Genomic DNA, 17,447 nt, shown 5'->3' with positions numbered 1-17,447 from the left:
GACACCGTTCCCAATTGCGTGCAAGATGATTCGAAACGAACCAGGGAACGTTCCCATTTTTGAAGGAGTATCAGTGTCAACCCAGGCAATCGAGGCAGTTCCGCTTCGCCCGAGTCCGGTAGATCTCGTTGAAACGTTTGACCGCATCCTCGCTCAGCGCGAGTCGATCGAAGCTGTGCTTCGCGATGCCTTCGACAAGGGCGCCAAGCGCGTCTACCTGGTCGGTAGCGGCGGCTCCTACCTCGCCAACTTCAACGCGGCATACCTGCTGGAGAAGCACCTCGCCGACGTCACCGTGCACCACATCACCAGTGGCGAGTTCCTCGCTCGCGAGCCGCTCGGCGTAAACGCCGACGCGATCGTGATCGCGGGATCCCACACCGGCGGAACCAAAGAGACAGTGGCTTCTGTTGAGTTCGCGAAGAAGCGTGGTGCGACAGTACTCGCATACTGCTCGAACGCCGACACCGCTCTGGGCGCCGCATCGCCGAACTTCTGGTCGTACGACTCGAAGACCACCACGGGTGACGCCAAGCAACTGTTCACCGCCGTGTTCGCTTACGCGGTGCTGAAGACCGCCGGCGCCGACCTCGACTTCGAAGCCATCGAGCGCAACTACGCAAAGCTTGGCCCCGCCATCAAGCAGATCCATGAGAAGGTCGACGCCGAATACGGTGAGCTTGCCAAGAAGTATCACACCGAGAACGTCACTTATGTCGTTGGATCCGGCCCCGGGCAGGCCGCGGCCTACAACCTCTCCATGTGCTACCTGATGGAGATGCAGTGGATGAACTCGGGCTTCTTCAACGCTGCTGAGTTCTTCCACGGTGCGGTTGAAATCGTCGAAGACGATGTTCCGGTGTTCGTGTTCCTCGGCGAAGACTCGACGCGTCCGCTCGCTGAACGCGTGCGCGACTTCGCGGTGCAGCGCTCCTCCAAGGTCGTCACCTTCGACTCCAAGGACTTCGAGCTCGAAGGCTTCGATGAGGAGTACCGCTACCTTGCCGCTCCGCACATTCTGTTCACGCTGACCGGTCGCCTCGCTGCACAGTACGCGATCCTGAACAACCACGACCTGTCCACCCGTCGATACATGGGCAAAGTCGCTTACTAACAATGAAGATTGCAACCATCGGTGACAATGTCATCGACCTCTACATCGCCGAAGGCACCAGCTTCGTCGGCGGCAACTGTGTGAACGTTGCCGTGTATGCAAAGCGGGCGGGTGCCGAGCAGGCGGCGTATTTCGGCGTCGTCGGAACCGATGAGCGCGGTGTCGACGTTCTGGCGGCTTTGGCCGCTGAGAACGTCGACACCAGCGGTGTCACCGTGCGTGACGGCGCCACCGCGTGGTGCAAAATTAAACGCACCGACGGAGACCGGTCGTTCATTGAATCCGACAAGGGAGTGAGCCTATTTCGGGTTGACGATGATCTGCTGCGCAAGGTCCACGGCTTTGACGTCGCGCACATGGCCTACTCGGGTCGGATGGAGGATGACGTCAAATACGTAAGTTCCGTGGTTCCGGTCTCCTTCGATTTTTCGGACCGTCACAGCGCCGAATACATCTCGGAGATCGCGCCCCACGTGACCTACGCGACTTTCTCCGGCGGCGACCTCGCCCTCGAGCAGTGCGAAGCCCTCGCGTACACCGCCCTGAACGCGGGCGCGAAGAACGTTCTCGTCTCGCGCGGGGCAGCCGGGGCGCTCTTCTGGAGCGGCCAGCAGGCGCCCGTTGCTGTTCCCGGCCTGCCTATTGACGTCGTTGACACTCTGGGTGCCGGTGACACCCTCATCGCGACGTTCTTGGTCGGTCAGTTCGCTGGCCTCACGGTCGAGGAATCGCTCGTTCGCGCGACGAAACACGCAGCGGCGACGTGCCGCACCGACGGCGGTTTCGGCCGCCCCATCCCGCTTTACACCCCCATCAAGACACATAACTAATAACAGAAATGAGTTGAAATGAGTAAGAACAGCACTCGCATGTCCGTCGCCGTTGCCGGTCTCGCCGCTGCCGCACTCGCCGTCTCAGGTTGTTCGTCAGATTCGTCTTCGGGCGATGGCGGAACCACGGGTGACGGCAACCAGGTACTCACGGTTCTGCACAAGTGGCCCGAGGGCGCGCACGCTGAATACTTTGAGAAGATCATTGCGGATTTCGAAGCTGAAACCGGAATTACTGTCGAAGCGACCGCCGTGCAGGACGACCCGTACAAGGAACGCATCCGTGTGCTGACCGGGTCGAACTCGCTGCCCGACGTGTTCTTCGTCTGGCCCGGGGCCTTCGGCGAGCAGTTCTTCGACGCCGGCCTGGTGGAAGATCTCACCGAACCGATGAGCGACGGCTGGGCCGACTCGCTCGTCGCTCCCGCCATCGATGCCTACACGCACGAGGGCAAGATCTACGCGGTTCCGGTCAGCATGTCTGGCAAGTTCTTCACCTACAACACCGCCATGTTCGCTGATGCCGGTATCGAGGTTCCGCAGACCTACGACGACCTCATCCAGGCGTGCGGGGCGTTCCAGGCAGAGGGCATCACGCCCATCTCGATGGGCAACAACGCCATGTGGCCCGGCGTGCACTACCTGACCACGCTGATCGGCAAGTACGTGCCGCAAGACGAGATGCTGAAAGACTTCGACCCGGCAACGGCGACGTTCACCGACCCGGGCTACGTGAAGGCGATTGAGACGCTCACCGAGCTCGCTGACAAGTGCTTCACTCCCGGCGCGAACGGCATCAGCAACGACAGCGCGAAGGCCGAGATTCAGACCGGCGTTGTACCGATGTACTACGGCGAGAGCAACATCTTCTCGATGTTCCGTGAGTCCAACGGGGCGACCGCCGAGGTTGCTGCCGACTGGGACTTCTTTGCCTTCCCTGACATCGAAGGTGCAGCCGGCGACCAGGACTCCCTGACCGGTGCTCCCGACGGCTTCGTCATCAACTCCAAGAGCGAGAACAAGGAAGCCGCAGAGAAGTTCCTGCGCTACATCACCACGAAGGAATCGGGTGCGCTGCTGCTGGAGATGCGTGACCGTCCGTCGGCCGTGATCGGTGCTGAAGAGGGCGTCGCCGACGTGCTTCCGCAGCTCGAGCGCGCACTGACGGTGCTGGATGAAACCGACACGTTCAACATCTGGCTCGACACCGCCACTGACCCGCAGGTCGGCGCCGCATGGCTCGCCGCAGGACAAGCCGCCATCGATGGTTCCGTCTCTCCCGAAGACATCATCGCGTCGGTGAAGGCTGCATCAGATTCGGTGAAGTAATACCCCCACTGTGCCGGGCGGGAGCCCCCCTCCCGCCCGGCATCAAACGACAGGACCGCTTATGCACACGCGTCGATATCGCTTAGCTGGATTGCTATGGACATTGCCGGCGCTCATCGCTGTGGTGGGGATTCTGATCTATCCCCTCGTGCAGAACGTGAGACTCAGCTTTCACACGTGGAGCGTTTTTGCTCCCGACGAGGTCTTCATCGGCCTCGAAAACTACGTGCGTGCGGTCGCCGACCCGGTGTTCTGGACAGCGCTTCTCAATAACGTCGCCTACGCCATCGTCTCGCTCATCTTTCAGATCGGCGTGGCACTCGCACTTGCGGCCGTGCTCGATCAGTTCATTGCGCGCCGCTTTCAAGGTTTCTTTCGTAGCGTCTACTTCTTGCCTGCGACGCTGTCGATCACGATTACGAGCGTGCTGTTCACGTTCATCTACCACCCCGAAGTCGGCATTCTGAACAGTGCCTTGGACTTCCTCGGGCTGGAGGGGCTTAAGCACGTGTGGCTCGGGGATCCGACCACGGCAATGGGTGCCGTGATCGCGATGAGTCAGTGGCAATGGACCGGATACAACGCGATCCTGTTGCTCGTGGCTATTCAGCGTATTCCGCGGGAGTACTACGAAGCCTCGTCGCTCGATGGCGCGGGCCGCATCCGGCAATTCTTCACCATCACGGTTCCGCTTTCTCGCGACATGATCACGGTGCTGTCCATCACCGTCATTAGCAACGCGTTCCTTGTGTTTAACGAGGTCACGGTGATGACGAACGGCGGGCCGAATAACTCGACGCAGGTGCTCGGAACCTTGATATACCAAAATGCGTTCCGCAATGACGACATGGGCTATGCCGCAGCCCTCGGAACGGTCGTGCTGATCGTCACCGTGGTGATCGGCATCGTCCAAGTCATTCTCTCCGGACGAAAGCAGGTGACGTACTAATGACGACCACAACCACCATCACGCTCGCTGATGCCACCGATCGTCAGCGTCGCGACGCGAAAGACAAGAAGCGCGCCGCCGCCAGCGGCCGCACATTCAGCCGCATCAGCAACGGTGTCGTCTGGCTGGTACTGATTGTCATCGTGATCGGAACCCTCTATCCCCTCGTGTGGATGGTGATGAGCGGTTTCAAATCCAGCGCCGAGATCTTTGCGTCGCCCTGGTCGCTGCCCAGCGGCCTCGACCCGCGTGCCTACGTCGAAGCGTGGGACAAGGGCATTCTCGAGTTCGTGCTCAACAGCGTTATTGTCACCGGCGTCAGCCTGGTGCTGATCGTCGCGCTCGCGGCCATGGCGGCATACGGCCTCACGAAGTTCCGCTTTCGCGGAGCGAAGCTGTTCACGTACATCCTGCTCGGCGGGCTGATGGTGTCGCCGACGATGATCATGATTCCGCTGTTTCAGATGCTGCAGGCGCTCAACCTGTACAACACGCACGCGGGCCTCATCATCGTCTACGTCGCCTACCGGTTGCCGTTCATGATCTTCCTCATTCGGGCGTACATGAGCACGCTCGACGACGGTGTGCTGGAGGCGGCGATCGTCGACGGCGCGAGCCAGATTCAGGTGTTCGTGCGGATCGTGCTGCCCATGTGTATGCCCGTGCTCGTCAGCGCCGGCCTCGTGCACTTCCTCTGGGCCTGGAACGAGTTCCCGTTCGCGCTGATCTTCTTGAATGACACCTCACTCAAGACCCTGCCGGTCGGTCTGCTCGACTTTAAGAGCGCGCTGCAGACAGACTGGCCGGTGCTATTCGCCGGGCTCGTGTTGGCCGCGTTGCCCGTGGTCGTCGCGTTCTTGATTGGCCAACGCCAGTTCATCCGCGGCCTCTCCGCCGGAATGGGCAAGTAACCCACCATGCGCAGCGGCCCATTTCGGGCCTTTACGTACTTGAAATCTGTACCCCTGGTTCCGCCATCTCGTGCTGAGGGCCCAGGGGTACAGTCGCGGCGGAACATCGGGCGAGCGATGAAATGTCGGCTCGGATTCCCGCACCCCGCCCCCGCGCGCCGCGGCGGCTGTGTTCTCGCTGTGCGCGGTGCTTCGACTGCGCAGGAGGGGGAGAGCGAAACCGTAGGATAGATCGCATGTGTGGAATCGTTGGATATGTGGGTGCGCGCGACAGCCAACCCATTTTGTTGGCCGGCCTCGCCCGGCTTGAATATCGCGGGTATGACAGCGCCGGAGTGGCCGTCATCGACGCGGAGGGGCACCTCGGCATGCGCAAGCGTGCTGGCAAGCTCCAGGTTTTGAAAGACAACCTTGCGGCAGCCCCGCTCCCGGAGGGAACCACCGGCATCGGCCACACCCGTTGGGCGACGCACGGCGGACCCACCGATGAGAACGCCCACCCGCACCTCGCCGACGACGACAAGCTTGCGCTCATCCACAACGGCATCATCGAGAACTTTGCCGAGCTGAAGGCGGAGTTGGCTGCCGAGGGCTACACCTTCCGCAGCGAGACCGATTCTGAGGTTGCCGCCGTGCTCCTCGGCCGTGAATTCGACAAGACCGGCGATTTGCGTCAAGCATTCCAGGGTGTTGTCGCGCGTCTCGAAGGCGCCTTCACCATCCTCGCGGCGCACCAAGATGTTCCGGGCCTTGTTGTCGGCGCGCGCCGCAACTCGCCCCTCGTGATCGGTCTCGGCGACGGCGAAAACTTCCTCGGCTCCGATGTCGCGGCGTTTGTTGAATACACCCGCCGCGCCCTGGCGATCGGTCAAGATCAGATCGTCGCCATCGAGCCGCACCAGGTCACCGTCACCGACTTTGACGGCAACCCCGTCGAGGTCGAAGAGTTCGAGGTTTCGTGGGACGCTGCCGCCGCCGAAAAGGGTGGCTGGTCATCGTTCATGGCGAAGGAAGTTTCCGAAGAGCCGGAAGCTGTCGCCAACACCCTTCGTGGCCGCCTGAGCGGCGGCGCGGTCGTCATTCCTGAGCTGGACGGGCTCGATGAGCTGTTCATCGGAATCGACCGCATCATCGTGACGGCATGCGGAACCGCGTCATACGCGGGTGCCGTCGGCAAGTATGTGTTGGAGCGTTGGGCAGGTGTTCCCGTCGACGTTGAGCTCGCGCACGAGTTCCGTTACCGCGACCCGGTCATCGGCGCCAACACCCTCGTCGTTTCCATCAGCCAGTCCGGTGAGACCATGGACACGCTGATGGCCGTCAAGTATGCACGCGAGCGCGGTGCCAAGACGCTGTCGATTTGCAACACGCAGGGCGCCACGATTCCGCGCGAGTCTGACGCCATCGTCTACACACACGCTGGCCCCGAAGTTGCCGTGGCGTCTACCAAGGCTTTTGTCGCGCAGATCACCGCGCTGCAGCTGCTCGCGCTGCACATTGGCCGCGTGCGCGGTTACTTGAGCGCGCAGGAGAGCGTCACGAGCGTCGCCGAGCTGGAGGCTCTGCCCGCGAAGATTCAGCGCATCCTTGACGAGGAGCAGCCGCACGTTGAGCAGCTCGGTCGTTGGATGGCCGACACCCGCTCGGTGCTCTTCCTTGGCCGCAACGTTGGCTACCCGATCGCCCTGGAAGGCGCTCTCAAGCTCAAAGAGATTTCGTACATCCACGCCGAGGGGTTCGCGGCTGGCGAGCTCAAGCACGGCCCGATCGCCCTCATCGAGCCGGGTCAGCCCGTCTTCGTGATCGTGCCGTCGCCGCGTGAATCAGCGCTCATTCACTCCAAGGTGATCTCCAACATCCAGGAGATTCGCGCACGTGGCGCACGCGTCATCGTGATTGCCGAAGAGGGCGATGCCGCCGTGCTGCCGTACGCCGACGAGGTGCTTCGCATCCCCGTCGCTGGCCCGATGTTTGAGCCGGTGCTTGCCGTGGTTCCGCTGCACATCTTCGCGATGGCGCTCGCAACGGCAAAGGGGCTGGATGTTGACCAGCCGCGCAACCTGGCAAAGTCGGTCACGGTCGAATAATCGTGATCATCGGAATCGGCGTCGACCTGGTTGACATTGCGCGCTTTGCGGAGACGATTGAGAAGACTCCCAAGCTGCGCGAACGCCTCTTCACGCCGGCCGAGCGCGAGAAACCAGCGCGGTCTCTCGCCGCTCGGTATGCCGCCAAGGAGGCGCTAATCAAGGCGCTCGGCGGATCCGACGGGGTGTACTGGTCTGAGATTGACGTGGTGCAAGACGCTGAGGGCAAGCCTTCTTTTGCCCTCAGCGGCTCCACCGCCGCGACGGTCGTTAACCGCGGAATTACGGGGCTTCACGTCTCGATGTCGCACGACGGCGGCATGGCAACGGCCTACGTTATCGCCGAGTCCACCCGAACAGGGGGAACCTTTAATGTCCGCAATGCCTGACGGCACCGCCCGCGAGGCATTGATCGACGTGGGCGCGATCGCGGCCAACACGCGACGATTCGCGCGCGTTACCGAGACCGAAGTCTTGGCCGTGGTGAAGGCAGACGCGTATGGTCACGGCGCTGTGCGCGCGGCTCGTGCGGCGATTGACGGCGGCGCAACGCGCCTGGGCACGGCCGACATAAACGAGGCGCTGGAGCTACGCCGCGCCGGAATCATGGCACCCATCCTGTCGTGGTTGCACGCGCCCGGAGCCAGCTTTGCCGAGGCCGCCGCGGCACATGTCGCTCTCGGCATATCTTCGATGGATCAATTGCAGGCGGCAGCGGCCGCCGCCACCGCAGACCGCCCAACCCGCATTCATCTCAAGCTGGAGACAGGCCTGAGCCGAAACGGCATTGCTCCGGAGGATTGGAACCACGTTGTGGCGGAAGCCGCGCGGTGGGAACGACTCGGCAAGGTCGCAATCGAGGGCATCTTTTCCCACGTCTCCAATACCTCGATCGCCGATGACCAGCAGGCGCTTGACCGCTTTAATGAGGGCGTGGCGATTGCCGCGTCACTCGGCGTTCACCCCGAAATTCGTCACCTCGCCGCCACCAGCGCCGCGCTCGCGCTGCCGGCTGCGCGACTCGATGCGGTGCGCATCGGTGTCGGCCTCTACGGGCTCTCACCTTTCGATGACCGTACTTCGGCAGAGCTCGGCCTGCGCCCGGCGATGACGCTGCGCGCCGCGGTTGCCAACGTGCGCCGTGTTCCTGCGGGCACCGGCCTCTCCTACGGCTACACGCACCGCACCACCCGTGAAACGACCCTCGCCCTGGTTCCGCTCGGCTACGCCGATGGCATTCCTCGCAGCTCGTCAAACCGCGGAACCGTTGCTATCGCGGGCAAGACGTTCACCGTCTCAGGGCGCGTTGCGATGGATCAATTTATCGTCGATGTGGGGGATCACCCGGTCAGCACTGGCGATGAAGTGATTGTGTTTGGCGATCCGACGCTCGGCGTTCCGTCGGCTGAGGACTGGGCCGAGGCCAGCGACACAATCAACTATGAGATCGTCACCCGCATTGGTCCGAGGGTGACGCGTCGATCGGTGTCGTCATGACCGTCGTCACCGGCACCCACAGCATCGAGACCGTCGATGCCATGCACGAGCTTGGTATCGCCTTCGGTCGCATCCTGGTCGCCGGCGACCTCGTCGTGATGACGGGCCCGCTGGGCGCGGGCAAGACCACGCTGACGCGAGGTATTGCTGAGGGTCTGGGCGTTCGCGGCCCGGTGCAGAGCCCGACCTTTGTGCTTGCCCGTACTCACCCGTCGTTGGTGGGAGGTGCGCCGCTCGTGCATGTTGATGCGTATCGCCTCGGCTCTGCGATGGAGCTTGACGATCTCGACATCGACTTTGACTCTTCCGTCGTCATCGTCGAATGGGGCCGCGGCATGGTCGATGGCCTCAGCGAACAGTGCTGGGATGTCGAGATCGCGCGGCCCGTTGGGGTCGATGACGATGTCGCCGTCGAAGACCTGGATGGCGACGCCGCCCGCATCGTCACCATTACTCGCCAGCCGTAGGCCCTGCTTCCTGACGCAATCGCCGCTGAAAGGCAACGTCAGCCGACTGGGGTTGCGTCAGCCGTCAGACAGCTAGCGCGGGATACCCTGGAAGCATGATTCTTGCCGTCGACACCTCCCTCGGGTCAGCCGTTGCCGTCGTCACCCTCGACGGCACCGTGGTTGCTGAGGCGGCAAGCGAAAACCACTTGGGCCACGCCGAAGTCATTGGCACGCTGATTCAAGACGCCCTCGCCGCTGCCGACAACCCTGAAATCACGCACGTTGCCGCCGGAATGGGCCCCGGCCCCTTCACCGGTCTTCGCATTGGCATCGCGGCCGCGCGGGCCTTCGCGCTCGCCCGCGACGCGCACCTGGTTCCGGTCGTCAGCCACGACGCCCTCGCGCTCGCCGCGCTTGATGGCGATGCCGCCGTGCCCTTCATCGTCGAAACCGATGCCCGCCGCCGCGAGCTCGCATGGACAACCTACGGCGGCCTTGACGCCGACGGATTGCCCCTGCGAATCACGGAACCAGCACTCGTCGCGCGTGCAGAAGCGGACGATACGCTCACGGCGGGGCCGCGCATGGTCGCCACCGAACTCTCTGGCGGCGCGTTGGGCCGCGTCGCTGCGGCTGCCGTCGCGGCCGTTCGCTCCGTCGGACCCGACGATGCGTTGTACCTGCGTTCACCCGATGTCGCCACGCCCCGAGTGCAGGCGTGATGGCGCACGCGGATGCCGCCGACGCCGTCTCGTTTCGCGAGGCTGTGGTGGCAGATTTGACCGCGATCATGGCGTTGGAACATGAGAGTTTTCCCTCCGACGCCTGGAGCGAGAACATGATGGCCGAGGAGCTTGCGTCACCGCACGGCCGATACCTGGTGGTGGAGCGCGGCGACGATCTGCTCGGCTACGGTGGCGTGCGTGTGGTGCAGGGTTCGCACGAGGGGGACATTCAGACGATCGCGATCGCCGAGTCCGCTCGTGGCTTGGGGCTTGGTCGAACGCTGCTTCGCACCCTGCTTGACGCCGGGCTTGACCGCGGAGCGCGGGAGATTTTCTTGGAGGTGCGGGCAGACAATGATGTGGCGCACGCACTGTATGTATCTGAAGGTTTTGTCGAGTTGGGGCGCAGGCCGCGCTATTACCAACCCGATGACGTCGACGCGATTGTGATGCGTCGCCACTTGCCACCGAAGGAGAACGCGTGACTGCCGCGTCGCCCCTGATTCTGGGGATCGAAACGAGCTGCGACGAAACCGGTATCGGTATCGTGCGCGGCCGCACCCTGCTCAGCAACACGATCGCCTCGAGCATGGACGAACACGCACGCTACGGCGGCGTGGTTCCGGAGGTCGCCGCGCGCGCCCACCTTGAGGCCCTGCAAGCGGCGATCGAGGCTGCCCTCGCCGAGGCGGGCGTCGGACTCCACGATCTCGACGCCGTCGCCGTGACCAGCGGCCCCGGGCTCGCCGGCGCGCTCATGGTGGGTGTCGGTGCGGCGAAGGCGCTCGCGGTGGGGCTCGACAAGCCGCTCTACGCCGTCAACCACCTCGTCGGCCACATTGCCGCCGACATTCTGGACGCCGACGCCGAGCCGCTGGAATATCCGACGGTTGCGCTACTCGTCTCCGGCGGTCATACCTCGTTGCTGCTGGTTCGCGACCTCACCACCGACGTTGAACTGCTCGGCGAGACCGTCGATGATGCCGCCGGCGAGGCGTTCGACAAAGTCGCACGCCTGCTCGGTTTGCCCTACCCCGGTGGCCCACAAATCGACCGGGCTGCCGTTGGTGGCGACCCCAACGCCATTCGCTTTCCGCGCGGACTTTCCCGCGCTTCCGACATGGCGAAGCACCGCTACGACTTCTCCTTCTCCGGGCTGAAGACAGCCGTTGCCCGTTGGATGGAACAACAAAAAGCGCAGGGCAATGAGTATTCACCCGCCGACGTGGCAGCCTCGTTCCGCGAGGCCGTCGTCGACGTGCTGGTGACCAAGGCGCTCGACGCCTGCGCCCAGTATGGCGTGCCGCGGCTGCTGCTGGGTGGTGGCGTCATCGCCAACAAGCGGTTGCGTGAGGTCGCTATCGAACGTGCCGCAAAGGCCGGTGTGACGGTGCGGATTCCGCAGCTGTCGCTCTGCACCGATAACGGCGCGATGATCGCGGCACTTGCGGCCGAGCTTGTGATGAGCGGCCGCCAGCCCTCGACGCTCGCGTTCGGCGCCGACTCCACACTGCCCGTCACCGAAATTCAGGTTGCCGAGTCGGTGGGTGTTGCCGACGTTCAGGTTGCCGACGTTCAGGTTGCCGAGTCGGCATGACCGGATCCCTCCGCCGCGACCACAAAGCCTCGTCAAACGACGCGGCTGCCGCCGTCACGCCGTCAGCTTCGGCAGACGGTGATGAGGCGCGCGACGCCGGAACCATTGCGGAGGTCGCGGAGGCTGGTGCCGCTGCGGAGGCGGTCGAGGCTGAGGCCGTTGCGGAGGTTGAGGCTGTTGCGGAGCTCGAAACCGTTGCCGAGGTCGGGGGCTCAGATGTGGCCGATGACTCGACAGGCGCGGACGCAGACGCAGGCGCGGACGCAGATACAGACGCAGACGCAGACGCAGACGCCGGCACTGCCGCTGATGAGCTGGAACCGACGACCGACGTGCAGTGGGCACCGGCTGCACCCCTTCGTAAGGGGTATGGCGGCTCGGCTGTGTCGTTCGCCCTCGCGGGACTCGCGACGTCATTCTTTGTCGGGTGGGCGTTTCCGCTCGCGCTAATTGGTATCGCGCTGGGCATCGTCGCCGTGCGAAAGCCTGAGGAGAGCAGCCGGCTCGGCGCATGGGGAATCGCGCTCGGTGTGCTGGCGACGATCTATAGCGCGGGATGGCTGTGGTGGGCAGGCACTCAACTGCACTGGTTTGGCTAGCCCGAGATTTCGCTAACTCCTAGACGCGGTCGGCGAGAATCGCGACGCGTTTGGTGCCGGATCGGGTGAGAATCAACGTCGCCGCCTGCGAGCCCTTGAGGTTCAGCTTCTTGCGGAAGACGGCGGGATCGATATCCATGCCGCGCTTCTTAATTTCGAGCGTGCCGATATCGTGACCTCGCAAAGCTTTAGCGAGGGTTTTGACGTCGGCCGGAAGCACTTCTCGCACCCGGAATGACGACACGAACGGGCTCGTCAATGGCGTGTCTGAGGTGAGGTAGGCGATGCCATCGGCCACCGGGCCAGCTTGGAGCGAGCGGGCAACGTCGCCGACGAGGCGCGCGCGAATCACGGCGCCGTCCGGCTCGTGCACGAACGCACCGAGCTCGCGCGGCTCTTCATCGATCGCATCGGCCGGCGCGGTGAGCTCGTGGGCCCCGGAACCGCGCACCACGAGTGCCGCACGTCGCACGCCGTCGCGAGCCAAGGTTCCGGTCCACACCACAAGCTCCACAACATCACCGTCGACACTCACCCACTGGGTTTCGGCGTTCTCGGGCAGGCTGTCGCGATCGTGCGCGGGGCCGAGCTTCACGCCGATGGGCAGGCCATCGGCAAGCCCGAAAACCCAATCGAGGTTCGGGGAGTAGTCGGCGGCAGTGACGCGCTTGGTCTCGCTGTGACCCTTGGTGCGCCGCGCCGGATCCAGCCACGCGGCGTCCATGCCGGTGAGATCGACCTCTTCGGCGAGGCTGTGGCGCACCTCGACGCTGTCGCCGAAGGGTGCGAGATTGTGTGCCGTGATACCCGCGGTGACCGCGTCGGCGTCGACTGCAAGCACTCGCAGACCCGCGCCCGCAAACGCGAGCGCGTCGGCGCCGATCCCACATCCCAAATCGGCCACGGATCGCGCACCTGCGGCGACAAAACGTTGCGCGTGGCGGGCGGCGACCGGCATGCGCGTCGCCTGCTCGAGCCCTGCCTGGGTAAACAGCATGCGGCTGGCGAACGGCCCAAACTTCGCCTCGGCGCGCGTGCGCAGCCGGGCTTGCGTGACGACGGCGGCGGTGAGATCGGGGGAGTGCCCGGCCGCACGCATGCGAGTGACTGCCTTCATCGCGTCATCGCTGGAGCTAATCGGCCCCACCGCGTCAATGAGATCGAGCGACTCGTGCGAAAGCAACGTGACGAGTTCAGACATCTCCATCCCGCCAGCCTAGTTCGCCCCGCCACTTGCGCCGTGGTTCCGGCTTGCGTGGTTCTGCTTCGGGGCGCTGTTCTCGTGGTGGTGCTCGCGTGGTGGTGCTTCGGGTGCCGTCCTCCTGGTTCCGGCTTTCGGGGTGGTGGCGTTCCCAAATGTCGGACGTAATGCGCGACACGCCGGTCAAAGGGCGCATATGCCCCTGCCGCCGCCAACTTCTCCGACATTCGGGAAGCGCGGCACGGAACCATGGCGGCGGAACAAGGGGCGCGGAACCTGGGCTGCGGAACCACGTGGCTCGGAACTTGCTCGCCGCGGCACTCGCACCGTGGTTCCGTCTTTCGGGGTGGTGGCGTTGCCAAATGTCGGAAGAAACGCGCGACACTCCGACCAAAAGGCGCTTTCGCCCCCGCCCCCGCCAACCTCTCCGACATTTGGGAGGTGCGCCGACTGAACCATCGCTGTAGAGCCAGGGCCGCGGAACCAGGGCGGCGGAACCAGGGTCGCGGAACCAGGGCGGCGGAACAAGGGGCGCGGAACCTGGGCTGCGGAACCACGTGGCTCGGAACTTGTCCGCGGCGACACTCGCACCGTGGTTCCGCCTTTCGGGTCACGGCGTTGCCAAATGTCGGAGGAAACGCGCGACACTCCGACCAAAAGGCGCTTTCGCCCCTGCCCCCGCCAACTTCTCCGACATTTGGGGAGTGCGTCGACTGAAGCAGGTGGCTCGGGCCGTGCACGAGGGCCACGGCGGGCGGTGTGACATTCCGCCCAAAGCGATCATGGCGTCGAAGTTGGCACTCGCGTTGCATGAGTGCCAATTGCGGACGTAGACTGGCGTTAGCACTCACCTGGTGTGGGTGCCAATAATCTTGATTCGCCAGAAGGAAGAGGTAAACCGTGTCGGTTTCCATCAAGCCGCTCGAGGACCGCATCGTCATCAAGCAGGTTGAGGCAGAGCAGACCACGGCTAGCGGCCTGGTCATCCCTGACACCGCGAAGGAGAAGCCCCAGGAGGGCGAGGTCGTCGCAGTTGGCCCCGGTCGTATCGACGACAACGGCAACCGCGTGCCCCTCGACGTCGCCGTTGGCGACCGCGTTCTCTACAGCAAGTACGGCGGCACCGAGGTGAAGTTCGGCGCCGAGGAGTACCTCGTGCTGTCGACCCGCGACGTGCTCGCGATCGTCGTTCGCTAAGCGCACTTCGTCAGAAGTTTTAGGGCCCGTGTGATTCGTCACACGGGCCCTTTGCTGTGCCGCGGGCGTCGCGGCGCGCGGAACCACAGAAGGCGTCGCGACGCGCGGAACCAGGGTGTCCGTCGCGGCGCGCGAAACCACGGCATTCGCAGCCCGCGGAACCACGGCGTCCGTCGGCCGCCCCGCGACTGCGGAACCACGGCATTCGCCGCCTGGCGGCAGTGTCGGCGACCAGCGGTAGCCTGAGCAAGTGCGTACTAATGACCTGCGGGAGCGCAAGCTCGGATTCGGATTCGGTCTTGCGGCGTACCTGTTGTGGGGGTTTCTGCCGCTGTACTTTCTGACGCTCGCGCCGACCGGTCCGTGGGAGATCGTCGCGATGCGCATCTTCTTCTCGCTCGCGTTTTGTGTCATCCTCATCGCGGTCACCCGCTCGTGGGGGCGGCTGCGCGCGATCTTTGCCAGCCCGCGCACCGTGTGGCTGACCGTCATCGCGGGCATCTTGATCTACGTCAACTGGCAAGTGTTCGTGCTGGCGACCCTCACCGGGCACATCGTCGAGACCTCACTCGGCTACTTCATCAACCCCATCGTCACCATTCTGCTTGGCGTTTTCGTTTTGCGAGAGCGACTGCGCCCCCTCCAGTGGGCGGCGATCGCGCTGGTCGCCGTTGCCGTCACGATAATTGTGATCGGCCTCGGTTCGTTCCCGTGGATCGCGCTTGCGCTGGCGGGCAGCTTCGGCCTCTACGGCCTCATCAAGAAGCAGATCGGCCCGCGCGTCGACGCCGTCAGCGGCCTTACCCTCGAATCGCTCTGGCTGGTTCCGATCGCCGCCGCGCAGCTCATCTGGGTGGGCGGAACCGTGGGAATTACGTTCGGAAACATCAGCACCATGCACACGCTGCTGCTGATGTTCGCGGGTATTGCTACGGCCGTTCCGCTCCTGCTGTTTGCTGCGGCAACCCGGCGCACCACCCTCACCGTCATCGGTATTTTGCAATTCATCACGCCGCTCATGCAGTTCGCGACCGGCGTGTGGATCATGGGGGAGCCCATGCCGGTGGAACGGTGGATCGGATTCGGCGTGGTGTGGATGGCGCTCGCACTCTTCGTCGCCGATTCGCTCATCGCCGCGCGTCGAGGTCGTGCGACGGAACCGGTGGTGGCGATCACGCCGTAGCGCGCGTTACCGGGCGGATATCGGGTTGTGACCAAATTGCGATCTTCGGTCAAAACGTTAGCGCACTGAGACATTGTTAATGCTTCTGAACTCGTAGTGTGGTGACACCGACCTGCACAAGGCGAGGTCAGATGAACGTAAGGAAGCGTTTATGTACGGAACCCTGAAGGCCCGCAAGGGCAAGGTGTTCGCTGGAGTGGCGCTCGCTGCTGCCAGTGCACTCGTACTTGCTGGTTGCAGCACTGGTGGTGGCGGCGAAGACCCGACGACCGACCCCACAACCGACTCCACAAGCTCCGCACCCTCGGGTGAGGCATTGACCCTCAAGCTCGGCTCTCTCTTGCCGCAGACCGGTTCGCTGTCATTCCTCGGCCCGCCCATGGAATCGGGCGTTCTCCTCGCTGTTGAGGAGGTCAACGCGGCCGACGCTGGCATCACGATCGACTACACCGCAGTTGATGAGGGTGACACGAAGACGAAGGCCTTCGAAACCAGCATCGAGAGCCTGCGCGGTAAGGGCATCACCGCCCTCATCGGTGCAGCCTCGTCCGGTGTCTCCAAGCTCATCCTTGACGGAAACGTTGAGGCGGGCATCATGCAGATTTCGCCGTCGAACACGTCGCCCGACTTCACTGACTGGAACGACAACGGCCTGTACTTCCGCACCGCCCCCAGCGACCTGCTGCAGGGTGAAGTTCTCGGCAACCTGATCGCTGATGATGGTCACGCCACGCTCGCCGTGCTTTACCAGAACGACGCATATGGTTCCGGTCTTGACGCCGCCATCACCGAGACCTTCGAAGGTGCCGGTGGCGAGGTCGTTGAGCACCAGACGTTCAACGTCGGTGACACGCAGTTCGACGCTCAGATTCAGGCTGTTGTTGCAGCCAACCCTGACGCGGTCGCAATTGTTTCGTACGAAGAGTTCAAGGCGCTCGCGCCGGCACTCGTTTCGGCCGGTATCACCGCTGACCAGATGTACCTGGTTGACGGCAACCTGTCGAACTACGGACCCGACATGTCGATCGACCTGACCGGCGCTAAGGGCACCCGCCCCGGCCCGAAGCTGGAAGACGACTTCACCGACCGCCTGCAGGCTGCATGGACGGCCGCTGGCAACAGCGAGGTCAACGACTTCACGTACGCCGCTGAGGCATACGACGGCGTCATCCTGACCGCTCTGGCAGCACTTGCTGCTGGCTCGACCGACGGCGCCGACATGGCTGCCAAGATGGCTGAGATCTCGGGCGGAACCGGTGACGGCGAGAAGTGCACCGAGTTCGCCGCGTGCGCAGCTCTCATCGCTGAAGGCAAGACGATCGACTACGACGGTTACTCCGGAGACGTCACGTTCGACGAGAACGGTGACCCGAAGGGCGCTGCAATCGGTACCTACGAGTACCTGGCAGACAACATGACCACCCGTATCGACTAATTAGATACAGCGCAGGGGAGGGGCCCACCGGGCTCCTCCCCTTTCGCATACCCCCGCGCCCGCCATCCCGTGGTTCCGCGCCCCGCCGGCTCTTGGGACCCTTTGGTTCCGCGCCCCGCCGGCTCTTGGGGCCCTTGGGTTCCGCGCCCCGCCCCGTGAGCGTCGTGGTTCCGTGCCCCCGAGTGCCGCGGCGTGGTTCCGTGCCTCCCGAGCGCCGCGTCGTGGTTCCATGCGCCTTGTTCCTGTTCTGCACGAGTAAACGCGCGGCGGGGCCCGAATTTGCGGCGTGTCGCGGGGATCGCGCGATCTCATCGTGCACAACAGGATTCAGATCGTGCATAACA

Annotated in this window: 17 protein-coding genes; 16 read left to right on the top strand and 1 reads right to left on the bottom strand. The window is 63.8% G+C overall.

Annotated features, from left to right (window positions below; genetic code table 11):
• The first annotated feature begins 73 nt into the window (after positions 1-73).
• The 13 genes from FVP60_RS04660 to FVP60_RS04600 all read left to right on the top strand — a co-directional run bounded on the left by FVP60_RS04660 (position 74) and on the right by FVP60_RS04600 (position 12,087).
• Positions 74-1,114 carry an SIS domain-containing protein gene (locus FVP60_RS04660; RefSeq protein WP_187240557.1) on the top strand — a complete coding sequence of 347 codons (1,041 nt, stop codon included), beginning with the start codon at positions 74-76 and terminating at the stop codon, positions 1,112-1,114.
• Between the two features lie 2 nt (positions 1,115-1,116).
• Positions 1,117-1,944: a PfkB family carbohydrate kinase gene (locus tag FVP60_RS04655; protein WP_147825062.1), complete on the top strand. Its 828-nt coding sequence runs from the start codon at positions 1,117-1,119 to the stop codon at positions 1,942-1,944.
• Between the two features lie 18 nt (positions 1,945-1,962).
• Entirely contained in the window at positions 1,963-3,273 is a 1,311-nt protein-coding gene (locus FVP60_RS04650; RefSeq protein ID WP_147825061.1) for an ABC transporter substrate-binding protein, read from the top strand.
• A 61-nt stretch (positions 3,274-3,334) separates the two neighbouring features.
• A complete protein-coding gene (locus FVP60_RS04645; RefSeq protein WP_147825060.1) occupies positions 3,335-4,222 on the top strand; it encodes a carbohydrate ABC transporter permease in 888 nt (295 codons plus the stop codon).
• A complete protein-coding gene (locus FVP60_RS04640) occupies positions 4,222-5,133 on the top strand; it encodes a carbohydrate ABC transporter permease (RefSeq protein WP_147825059.1) in 912 nt (303 codons plus the stop codon). The genes FVP60_RS04645 and FVP60_RS04640 overlap by 1 nt, the downstream gene beginning before the upstream one ends.
• A 236-nt stretch (positions 5,134-5,369) precedes the next feature.
• A complete protein-coding gene (glmS, locus tag FVP60_RS04635) occupies positions 5,370-7,220 on the top strand; it encodes a glutamine--fructose-6-phosphate transaminase (isomerizing) (RefSeq protein WP_147825058.1) in 1,851 nt (616 codons plus the stop codon).
• A gap of 2 nt (positions 7,221-7,222) precedes the next feature.
• Positions 7,223-7,609, top strand: coding sequence for a holo-ACP synthase (locus FVP60_RS04630; protein WP_147825057.1), 387 nt, complete (start codon positions 7,223-7,225; stop codon positions 7,607-7,609).
• The gene (alr, locus tag FVP60_RS04625; RefSeq protein ID WP_187240556.1) at positions 7,593-8,717 is read left to right on the top strand and encodes an alanine racemase; all 1,125 of its coding nucleotides are present in this window, start codon (positions 7,593-7,595) and stop codon (positions 8,715-8,717) included. Before FVP60_RS04630 ends, alr begins: the two co-directional genes overlap by 17 nt.
• Entirely contained in the window at positions 8,714-9,184 is a 471-nt protein-coding gene (tsaE, locus tag FVP60_RS04620) for a tRNA (adenosine(37)-N6)-threonylcarbamoyltransferase complex ATPase subunit type 1 TsaE (RefSeq protein ID WP_147825055.1), read from the top strand. Before alr ends, tsaE begins: the two co-directional genes overlap by 4 nt.
• 95 nt (positions 9,185-9,279) lie before the next feature.
• Positions 9,280-9,888: a tRNA (adenosine(37)-N6)-threonylcarbamoyltransferase complex dimerization subunit type 1 TsaB gene (tsaB, locus tag FVP60_RS04615; RefSeq protein ID WP_147825054.1), complete on the top strand. Its 609-nt coding sequence runs from the start codon at positions 9,280-9,282 to the stop codon at positions 9,886-9,888.
• On the top strand, positions 9,888-10,376 hold the full coding sequence (gene rimI / locus FVP60_RS04610; protein WP_147825513.1) for a ribosomal protein S18-alanine N-acetyltransferase: 489 nt from the start codon (positions 9,888-9,890) through the stop codon (positions 10,374-10,376). The genes tsaB and rimI overlap by 1 nt, the downstream gene beginning before the upstream one ends.
• A complete protein-coding gene (gene tsaD / locus FVP60_RS04605; RefSeq protein WP_147825053.1) occupies positions 10,373-11,488 on the top strand; it encodes a tRNA (adenosine(37)-N6)-threonylcarbamoyltransferase complex transferase subunit TsaD in 1,116 nt (371 codons plus the stop codon). Before rimI ends, tsaD begins: the two co-directional genes overlap by 4 nt.
• Positions 11,485-12,087: a hypothetical protein gene (locus FVP60_RS04600; RefSeq protein WP_147825052.1), complete on the top strand. Its 603-nt coding sequence runs from the start codon at positions 11,485-11,487 to the stop codon at positions 12,085-12,087. Before tsaD ends, FVP60_RS04600 begins: the two co-directional genes overlap by 4 nt.
• Before the next feature lie 19 nt (positions 12,088-12,106).
• Here FVP60_RS04600 and FVP60_RS04595 read toward each other — a convergent pair whose 3' ends face one another.
• Entirely contained in the window at positions 12,107-13,294 is a 1,188-nt protein-coding gene (locus FVP60_RS04595; protein ID WP_147825051.1) for a class I SAM-dependent methyltransferase, read from the bottom strand.
• Between the two features lie 894 nt (positions 13,295-14,188).
• Here FVP60_RS04595 and groES point away from each other — a divergent pair.
• The 3 genes from groES (at position 14,189) to FVP60_RS04580 (ending at position 17,103) form a co-directional block, all read left to right on the top strand.
• The gene (groES, locus tag FVP60_RS04590; RefSeq protein ID WP_147825050.1) at positions 14,189-14,485 is read left to right on the top strand and encodes a co-chaperone GroES; all 297 of its coding nucleotides are present in this window, start codon (positions 14,189-14,191) and stop codon (positions 14,483-14,485) included.
• A 250-nt stretch (positions 14,486-14,735) separates the two neighbouring features.
• Positions 14,736-15,668, top strand: a complete 933-nt coding sequence (gene rarD / locus FVP60_RS04585; RefSeq protein ID WP_147825049.1) for an EamA family transporter RarD — start codon at positions 14,736-14,738, stop codon at positions 15,666-15,668.
• 151 nt (positions 15,669-15,819) lie between these two features.
• Positions 15,820-17,103: an ABC transporter substrate-binding protein gene (locus FVP60_RS04580; RefSeq protein WP_147825048.1), complete on the top strand. Its 1,284-nt coding sequence runs from the start codon at positions 15,820-15,822 to the stop codon at positions 17,101-17,103.
• Positions 17,104-17,447: the final 344 nt, after the last annotated feature.

Source organism: Microbacterium mitrae (assembly GCF_008017445.1).
Lineage (GTDB): Bacteria > Actinomycetota > Actinomycetes > Actinomycetales > Microbacteriaceae > Microbacterium > Microbacterium mitrae.
The sequence above is the reverse complement of the archived record's forward strand: the minus strand, read 5'-3'. Positions and strand labels throughout refer to the sequence as shown.